Source organism: Mesorhizobium sp. M7A.F.Ca.ET.027.02.1.1 (assembly GCF_004022985.1).
Lineage (GTDB): Bacteria > Pseudomonadota > Alphaproteobacteria > Rhizobiales > Rhizobiaceae > Mesorhizobium.
This window is the reverse complement of sequence record NZ_RZOL01000260.1, coordinates 1-8606: the sequence shown is the minus strand read 5'-3', so window position 1 is coordinate 8606 and position 8606 is coordinate 1. Positions and strand designations below refer to the sequence as shown.

Below are 8606 nucleotides of genomic sequence, written 5' to 3'. Positions count from 1 at the left end.
GCGGCACGTAGAGCGCGCCGGCTATGCCGGCCATGACAGCCGAGACGGTGAAGGCGAACAGTTTCACGTTCTCGGCCCGCCAGCCGAGGAAGCGCGTGCGGCTCTCGGCATCGCGCACCGCCATCAGGAGCTTGCCGTATTTGGAGCCGACGATCGCCCAGGTGACGAAGACGGCAAGTGCCAGCATCACGGCGCTGGCCGCGAACAGCGCCGAACGCGTCGCGTCGGCCTGCACGTTGAAGCCGAGAATATCCTTGAAATCGGTCAGGCCGTTGTTGCCGCCGAACCCCATGTCGTTGCGAAAAAAGGCAAGCAGCAGCGCGTAGGTCATCGCCTGGGTGATGATCGAGAGATAAACGCCGGTGACGCGGCTGCGGAAGGCGAACCAGCCAAAGACGAAAGCGAGCAGGCCGGGCACCGCGAGCACCATGAGGCCGGCGAACCAGAAATGGTCGAAACCGTACCAGAACCAGGGCAATTCCTTGTAGTTCAGGAACACCATGAAGTCGGGCAAGATGGGATTGCCGTAAACGCCGCGCGAACCGATCTGCCGCATCAGATACATGCCCATCGCATAGCCGCCGAGCGCGAAGAAGGCGCCGTGACCGAGCGAGAGGATGCCGCAATAGCCCCAGACCAGGTCAAGCGCCAAGGCGAGCAGCGCATAGCAGAGATATTTGCCTGTCAGCGCGACGATGTAGGAAGGGACGTAGAAGGCGCTGGTGGGAGACACCGCAAGGTTGAGCAGCGGCACAAGGACGGCCACCGCCAGCAGGATGAAGATCGTGATGGCGATGCGGCGGTCCGCGCCGGCGGCAAAGAAGCGTCCCGTGATCATGCTTCCACCGCCCTGCCCTTGAGCGCGAACAGGCCGCGCGGGCGCTTCTGGATGAACAGGATGATCAGCACCAGCACGACGATCTTGCCGAGCACCGCGCCCGCATAGGGCTCGAGGAACTTGTTGACGATGCCGAGCGAGAAGGCGCCGACCAGCGTGCCCCACAGATTGCCGACGCCGCCGAAGACGACGACCATGAAGCTGTCGATGATGTAGCCGCGACCGAGATTGGGCGAGACGTTGTCGATCTGGCTGAGCGCGACGCCGGCAATGCCTGCAATGCCGGAGCCGAGCGCGAAGGTCAGCGCGTCTACCCATGGCGTCCTGATGCCCATCGAGGCGGCCATGCGCCGGTTGGCGGTGACGGCGCGCATCTGCAGGCCCCAGGGCGTGCGCTTCATCACGTAGAGCAGGATGCCGAAGACAGCGAGCGCGAAAACCAGGATCCACAGCCGGTTCCAGGTGATCGCCAACTGTCCGAGATTGAACGAGCCCGACATCCAGGATGGGTTGCCGACCTCCTGGTTGGTCGGCCCGAAGATCGAGCGCACGGCCTGCTGCAGGATCAGCGAGACGCCCCATGTCGCCAGCAGCGTTTCAAGCGGCCGGCCATAGAGGAAACGGATGACGCCGCGCTCGATGATCAGGCCAACAAGGGCCGCGACGAGGAAGGCCAGCGGCAGCGCAATGACCAGCGACCAGTCGAACAGGCCGGGAAAGGAGGTGCGGATCACCTGCTGGACGACGAAGGTCGTGTAGGCGCCGAGCATGACCATCTCGCCATGCGCCATGTTGATGACACCCATGACGCCGAAGGTAATGGCAAGGCCGATTGCCGCCAGCAGCAGCACCGAGCCCAGCGAGATGCCGTACCAGATGTTCTGCCCGGCATCCCAGAAGGCCAGCGTCGAATTGATGTTGGCGATTGCGGTCGTCGCCGCTTGCTTGACCGCGTCGGTGGAATTCGCCTCGACCGAGGTGAGCAGGGAAACCGCATCGCGGTCGCCACGCGCGCCGATCAGGGCAATTGCAGCGAGCTTGTCGGCTTCGGGCCGGTCGGAGACCAGAACGGAGGCGGCACGAGCCTGTTCGAGCAGCGCCTTGACGCTGGCCACGGTCTCACTGGCGATTGCCGTGTCGAGCGGTCCGATGTTTGCGGCGTCGGGAGTCTTGAACATGGTGTCGGCGGCGGCAACACGCACGGCCGGGTCCTTGGCGCCGAGCGTCAGCGTGCCCAACGCATCGCGTATGACGCGACGCAGCGTGTTGTTGACCTTGATCTTGGTGATGCCGTCCTTGGCCGCTTCGCCCGACGCCTCGCCGCTCAACGGGTCGGAAAGCTGGACGCTTTCGCCCGCTTCCTTGCCGACAAACACAAGGGAATCAGCCTTGCGGACATACAGGTTGCCGTCGGCAAGTGCCGCAAGCGGCCGCTCTACCGCCGGATCGCCGGCGGCCGCCAGTTCGTGGACGACGGCCCCGATCTCGGAAAAGCCCTTGGCCGTGGCGAATTTGGCGATGATGCCGCGCAGATCGGCTTCGCCGGCGCCGGAGGACGACAGTGTCGCCAGCAGGAACAACAGCATCAAACCCGTGCGGATCAAGATCATCGGTCTCTGGTAACCCCTGAAGGTTGAAGTGGGCGTCCGGACGGCGGAGGAAGCCGTCCGGACGCGCGCGGTCATGGGCATGGACCTGAAGGTCCAGCCCGGGGAGGATCAGTTCGTGCCCTTGCCGCCGCACTTGCCGGTGGCAACATTGAAGTTGCCGCAGGACAGAGGCGCGCGCCAATCGGAGATCAGGTCCTTGGAATCAGGCAGATAGTCGGACCACTCGTCACCCATCACCAGGCCCGGCGTGCGCGACACGGTTTCGAACTGGCCGTCGGCCTGGATTTCGCCGATCAGCACCGGCTTGGTGATGTGGTGGTTCGGCATCATCGTCGAATAGCCGCCGGTCAGGTTCGGCACCGACACGCCGATCATGGCGTCGATGACCTTGTCCGGATCGGTGGTGCCGGCCTTCTCGACCGCCTTCACCCACATGTTGAAGCCGATATAATGGGCTTCCATCGGATCGTTGGTGGTGCGCTTGTCGTTCTTGATGAACTTGTGCCAGTCGGCGATGAACTTCTTGTTCTCGGGCGTGTCGACGCTCTCGAAATAGTTCCAGGCGGCGAGATGGCCGACCAGCGGCGCGGTGTCGAGACCGGCTAGCTCTTCCTCGCCGACCGAGAAGGCCATGACCGGGATGTCCTCGGCCTTGATGCCCTGGTTGCCGAGTTCCTTGTAGAACGGCACGTTGGCGTCGCCGTTGACGGTCGAGACGACGGCGGTCTTCTTGCCGGCCGAACCGAACTTCTTGATCGCCGAAACTTCGGTCTGCCAGTCGGAGAAGCCGAACGGCGTGTAATTGACCATGATGTCTTCAGCCGCCACGCCCTTGGCCTTCAGATAGGCCTCGAGGATCTTGTTGGTGGTGCGCGGATAGACGTAGTCGGTGCCTTCCAGCACCCAGCGCTTCACCGAACCACCATCCTCGCTCATCAGATAGTCGACAGCCGGGATGGCCTGCTGGTTCGGCGCCGCACCGGTGTAGAACACGTTGCGCTCGCTTTCCTCGCCCTCATACTGGACGGGGTAGAACAGGATATTGTCGAGTTCCGAGAACACCGGCAGCACCGATTTGCGCGACACCGAGGTCCAGCAGCCGAACACCGCCGCGACCTTGTCCTTGGAGATCAGTTCGCGCGCTTTTTCGGCAAACAGCGGCCAGTTGGAAGCCGGATCGACGACGACCGCCTCGAGCTTCTTGCCGAGCAGACCACCCTTGGCGTTCTGCTCGTCGATGAGCATCAGCATGGCGTCCTTCAGCGTCGTCTCCGAAATCGCCATGGTCCCCGACAGCGAATGGAGAATGCCGACCTTGATCGTGTCGTCGGCGGCCTTGACCGGAGCGGACGTCAACAGGCCGGCGGCGACCACACCAGCCGAAAACATTTTTGTTATTGTCGAGAAATTACCCCTCATATTACAGACTCCCAAGCTAGTTGATTGCACCGCAACACTACAAAGCAACCCCCATGCCAACCGCTCTGGCAATCCCGAAAGGGCACAAATAAATTATAGATATCAGCACCTTGGCATATAGGGCTTACAAAACAAAGAGAGGTGGCCAGAAATCGATTGAGGGAATTTTGCGCAGCTTGCGCAGCCTCTGCCTATTTTTCGATCATTTGCCAAACCTGCCTAGATTTTGAACTCACCAGTGCCTCAGGCGACCGATGTTGCGGCGCGGTGCAAAAATAGGGCAAGCTCGCTCTTCAAGCGAGCGACGTCATGGTTTCAGGTATTTCACGTATTTTCATCGGCATACTGCTTCTGGCTGCAGCAACCGTGGCCGCGCGAGCCGATTTCAGCGACGGCAAGATGCCTGACGGCGCCTATCATTGCGAAGTGTACCTGCTTGGCATGTTCCTCAGCCTCGGCGACATCACCATCAAGGGGAACGTCTACAGCGGCCCCGTCTACACCAGCCTTAGCGTCTTCGGCACCGCGCGGCAGGGCTACAACTACCAAATGGACGCAAACGGCGTGATCTCGTGGCTGGGGCCGCTGGGCGGATATACCGCCGGCGGCAATTCACTGTCGCTGACCCAGGCGACGCTGGACGGCGAAACCGTGCCCTCCTTCGACATGATCATGAAGCAGCCCGACGGCGCCTTCACCGCCTCGACCTGCACAAAGCAGTGAGGCGGCAAGAAAAAGGCGCGGAACCTTGCCGGTTCCGCGCCAGCAGTCCGTCGGGAGGATGTGACTAGATCGTCTTGGCCGACATCTGCGCGGCGATGTAGTCGGCCTGGCGGATCGCCAGCGACACGATCGTCAGGGTCGGGTTTTCGGCGGCCCCGGTGGTGAACTGGCTGCCATCCGACACGAACAGGTTCTTGATGTCGTGCGCCTGGCCGTGCTTGTTGACGACGCCGTCTTCCGCTTTCTCGCTCATCCGGTTGGTACCGAGATTGTGGGTCGACGGATAGGGCGGCGTCGGGAAGGTGCGGGTGGCGCCGACCGCATCATAGAGTGCCGTAGCCTGCTTGTAGGCGTGGTTACGCATCGCGGTGTCGTTTGGATGATCGTCGAAATGCACGTCGGCGATCGGCATGCCGTGCGCGTCCTTCTCGTCGGCATGCAGCGCGATGCGGTTCTCCGCGCGCGGCATGTCCTCACCGACGATCCAAAGGCCGGCCATGTGGTCGTAGTGATCGAGTGCTGTGGTGAACGAGCGCCCCCATGCGCCCGGATCAAGAAACGCTGCCATGAACGGCAGGCCGAGCGACAGCGTCTCGAACTCGTAGCCACCAACGAAACCGCGCGATGGATCATGCCGCGCCTCGTCGCGGATGATGCCGGCCATGGTCGTGCCGCGATACATGTGCACCGGTCTGTCGAAGATGGCATAGACCGAGCCGGTGGTGTGACGCATGTAGTTCTTGCCGACCTGACCCGACGAGTTGGCAAGCCCATCGGGGAATTTCCCCGACGCCGAATTGAGCAGCAGCCGCGGGCTCTCGATCGAATTGCCGGCAACCGCGACGATGCGCGCCTTCTGCTCCTGCAGCTTGCCGTCTTTGTCGGCGTAGACAACGCCGGTCACCTTTCCGCTGGCGTCATGGTTGATCTTGATCGCCATGGCATTCGGCCTGACTTCGAGATGGCCTGTCGCCTCTCCCTTGGGTATCTCGGTGTAGAGCGTCGACCATTTGGCGCCCCATTTACAGCCCTGGAAGCAGAAGCCGGTCTGCTGGCAGGACATGCGGTCGTCGCGATCGACCGAGTTGATCGCCATGTTGCCGGTGTGGCATTCCTTGTAGCCGAGCTTGTCGGCGCCGGCCTTCAACACCTTGAAATTGTTGTTGCCCGGCAGCCGCGGCCAGTCATTGGTGCCGGTGACGCCCATCTTGGCTTCAGCCTGGGCATAGTAGGGCTCCATCTCGGCCAGCGTGATCGGCCAATCGAGCAGGTTGGCGCCTTCCAGTTTGCCGTAGGTCGACAGCCCCTTGAACTCATGCTCCTGGAAGCGCAGCGAAGCTCCCGCCCAATGCGTGGTCGAACCGCCGACCGACTTGACGATCCAGGCCGGCAGGTTGGGAAAGTCCTTGGCCACACGCCAGTCGCCCGACGTGGTGCGCTTGTCCGTCCAGGCGAGCTGGCTGAACGAACCCCACTCGTCATTGATGAAGTCTTCGTATTCGTGGCGCGCGCCGGCTTCCAGGATGACGACGTCGACACCCTTCTGGGCGAGTTCGTTGCCGAGCGTGCCGCCGCCGGCGCCCGAGCCGATGATGACGACCACGCCATCGTTGTTCAGATCAAATGAAGCTGCCATGGTTTCCTCCCATGATTTCTGTTTGCGGGTTCAAGAACGACGGGGCTCAGAGCCACTCGATGTCGTCGAAACCGCGCGCGATGTAGCCGCCCTTGGAATAGGACTCGCCCTCGTAACCGAAGATCGGCCACACCTCTTTCTGGTTGTAGAGGCTGACCACGAGGCCACCCCGAATGGCCTGGAAGAACGGCGTCGCCTCGATTTGCTTCAGCACGGCGACGCGCTGGTCTTCCCAGCCAAGGCCGCGGTAGCCGCCGTCACCGGACTTCTTGTCGAGGTCGGCGATGCCATCTTCGAGCATAGTCTTGTAGGCGGCGTCCTTGCCGGCCTGTTCGTCGTGGCCTTTCACGGCAATGGCGTAATATTTGTCCGGAACCTGATCGTGCGGATAGATGTCACGCGCCATCTGGATCAGCGTCGCCATGGTTTCGGGCTTGAGTGCCGATGTCTCCAGTCCCCAGGCATGCTCGGGGCTGATGACGGCGCCGCCTGAGATGACGAGCAGCGCGCCGATGCTGCCGCGTTTGAGAAGCTCGCGACGGGACAGCCCGGGCTTCGCGTCATAGATCGTGACCATTTTATTCCTCCCTGCTTGCTATGTGCGCTCTCTTCAGAACGCCGTTGCTGGCGCGCTGCCCCCGTCAGGGGACGGCTGCGATGTCTCCTATTGGAAGCGACCTCCGCGTTGCAGAACCTCGATCTTGTAGCCGTCGGGATCCTCGATGAAGAAAAAGCGGGCGATCAGCGACCCGTCGCGGTTGAACTCGACGATTTTCTTCGGGTTGAGCCCTAGCGCGCCGAGACGATCATGTTCGCCGTCGAGATCGACGACCGAGACCGCCAGATGGCCGTAGCCGTCGCCGAGCCCGTAAGGCTCCTGCCGATCCTTGTTCACGGTCAGTTCGAGCTCGAACCCTGCCTCGGCATTGCTGAGGTAAATGAGCGTGAATGTCTCGAAATCCAGCCTGTCGGCGACATCGAGCCCGAAGGCGTTTCTGTAGAAATCGAGCGATCGGGCTTCGTCGAGAACCCGGATCATACTGTGGATCGCCTTGGCCAAATCAGTCTCCGTTCTGGTGTGGAGGCGATTATGCGCGGCACGGGAAAAAGGTGGTGGCAGCCGGTTACCACGCCCGCAGCCGCGAACGGGACGAAAGTCCGATTGCCGGACCGGCAATTTTGCCCGAGAATGCATGTGGGGACAGGTCAAGCAGTATCAAACTGCACGCCCGTCCACCCAAGACCAACAATCATGGGAGGTTTGTCGGATGTGCAGGGTGTTTGCGGGCCAGGATCCCGAAGGCTATCGCCAGATCAACCGGTCGATTCGCATCGACGGCCACTCGACCAGCATCCAGCTCGAAGCGACATTCTGGGCTTTGCTGGACGAAATCGCCGAAAACCAGGATTTGACGACGCCAAAATTCATTTCGAAGCTTTATGACGAAGCCATCGAGATCAACGGCGCCATCCCGAACTTTGCGTCGATGCTGCGCACCACCTGCGCGCTCTATCTGCGGGGCCATCGGCCGGGAATGGATGAGCAGATGGTGCCGAAGCGGGAGGCTGCTTAGCCCGCTTCCACAGCGACAGCGAGCGCCAGACGGCTCATGTCGGTGAAAAGCGCCTGGCGCTCGGAATAGTCGGTCTGTTCGCCGGTCTCGATGTTGTCGACCACGACACACATCGACAGCGCACGCGCTCCGAAATGCTCCGATATGCGATAGAGCGCGCTGGTTTCCATATCCACGGCCAGGGCTCCTTCCGCTTGCGCAACGGCAAAACGGGCGCGCCCTTCCGGGTGATAGAAGATGTCGCTGCACACCGTCAGGCCGGCATGATGGTCGATGCCGAATTCTACCGCCTTGGCCAGCGACGATGCGAGGAGCGCCGGGTCGGGGCCAGCGGGTCCATAAAGGCCGAAAACCTGGCCGCTCTGGGCGCTTTCCGCCTGTGCCGATTGTGAGATGACAAGGCTGCGCAGTTTTGCTTTTGCGGTCAGGCTGCCGCAGGTGCCGGTGCGGATCAACGTCCGGGCGCCATAATGGTCCAGCAATTCATGCGCATAGATCAGAAACGATGAAACGCCGATGCCCGTCGCCTGAATGCTGACGGGTTTGCCGCCAAACAGCCCGGTGAAGCCAAGCGCGCCGCGGCGGCGATTGATGCAGCGCGGCGCTTCCAGGAACGTTTGCGCCATCCACTCGGCGCGCTGCGGGTCACCCGGCAACAAAACCGTGTCGGCGTAGTCGTCCTTGTCCGCTTCGTTGTGCGGCGTCACCAGTTGCTCCCCTAAGCCTTCCTGCCGTTTCACCCGCAATCATGGCGTTGTCACGGCGTTGTGCAAGGTGGAACATGGGAAAGGCTCTAAGACTCCAGC

At 61.8% G+C, this 8606-nt stretch carries 9 protein-coding genes; 2 read left to right on the top strand and 7 right to left on the bottom strand.

Annotation, left to right across the window (positions count from 1 at the left end):
* The 3 genes from urtC to urtA all read right to left on the bottom strand — a co-directional run.
* A partial coding sequence (gene urtC, locus EN749_RS24225; RefSeq protein WP_128364115.1) for an urea ABC transporter permease subunit UrtC occupies nt 1–838 on the bottom strand: 838 nt, incomplete at its 3' end.
* Nucleotides 835–2448, bottom strand: coding sequence for an urea ABC transporter permease subunit UrtB (gene urtB / locus EN749_RS24220; protein ID WP_127271301.1), 1614 nt, complete (start codon nt 2446–2448; stop codon nt 835–837). The genes urtB and urtC, both read right to left, overlap by 4 nt.
* A gap of 108 nt (nt 2449–2556) precedes the next feature.
* Nucleotides 2557–3867 (bottom strand): urea ABC transporter substrate-binding protein, encoded by a 1311-nt coding sequence (gene urtA, locus EN749_RS24215; RefSeq protein ID WP_027036733.1) that lies wholly within the window; start codon nt 3865–3867, stop codon nt 2557–2559.
* Between the two features lie 309 nt (nt 3868–4176).
* On the opposite strand from urtA, the gene EN749_RS24210 reads away from it, so the two are divergent.
* The gene (locus tag EN749_RS24210; RefSeq protein ID WP_127397183.1) at nt 4177–4590 is read left to right on the top strand and encodes a hypothetical protein; all 414 of its coding nucleotides are present in this window, start codon (nt 4177–4179) and stop codon (nt 4588–4590) included.
* Nucleotides 4591–4654: 64 nt separating this feature from the next.
* On the opposite strand, the gene EN749_RS24205 is transcribed toward EN749_RS24210, so the two are convergent.
* From EN749_RS24205 to EN749_RS24195, 3 genes are all read right to left on the bottom strand, one after another.
* A complete protein-coding gene (locus tag EN749_RS24205) occupies nt 4655–6226 on the bottom strand; it encodes a GMC family oxidoreductase (RefSeq protein ID WP_127397184.1) in 1572 nt (523 codons plus the stop codon).
* Nucleotides 6227–6272: 46 nt separating this feature from the next.
* The gene (locus EN749_RS24200; RefSeq protein ID WP_127397185.1) at nt 6273–6803 is read right to left on the bottom strand and encodes a gluconate 2-dehydrogenase subunit 3 family protein; all 531 of its coding nucleotides are present in this window, start codon (nt 6801–6803) and stop codon (nt 6273–6275) included.
* An 87-nt stretch (nt 6804–6890) separates the two neighbouring features.
* Complete coding sequence (locus EN749_RS24195) at nt 6891–7286, bottom strand: VOC family protein (RefSeq protein WP_127271303.1); 396 nt, start codon at nt 7284–7286, stop codon at nt 6891–6893.
* A gap of 208 nt (nt 7287–7494) precedes the next feature.
* Here EN749_RS24195 and EN749_RS24190 point away from each other — a divergent pair, with 208 nt between their 5' ends.
* Nucleotides 7495–7800: a ribbon-helix-helix domain-containing protein gene (locus EN749_RS24190; RefSeq protein WP_127268969.1), complete on the top strand. Its 306-nt coding sequence runs from the start codon at nt 7495–7497 to the stop codon at nt 7798–7800.
* Here EN749_RS24190 and EN749_RS24185 read toward each other — a convergent pair.
* On the bottom strand, nt 7797–8507 hold the full coding sequence (locus tag EN749_RS24185) for a purine-nucleoside phosphorylase (protein WP_128289138.1): 711 nt from the start codon (nt 8505–8507) through the stop codon (nt 7797–7799). The two genes, EN749_RS24190 and EN749_RS24185, sit on opposite strands and share 4 nt — an antisense overlap.
* Between the last annotated feature and the right edge of the window lie 99 nt (nt 8508–8606).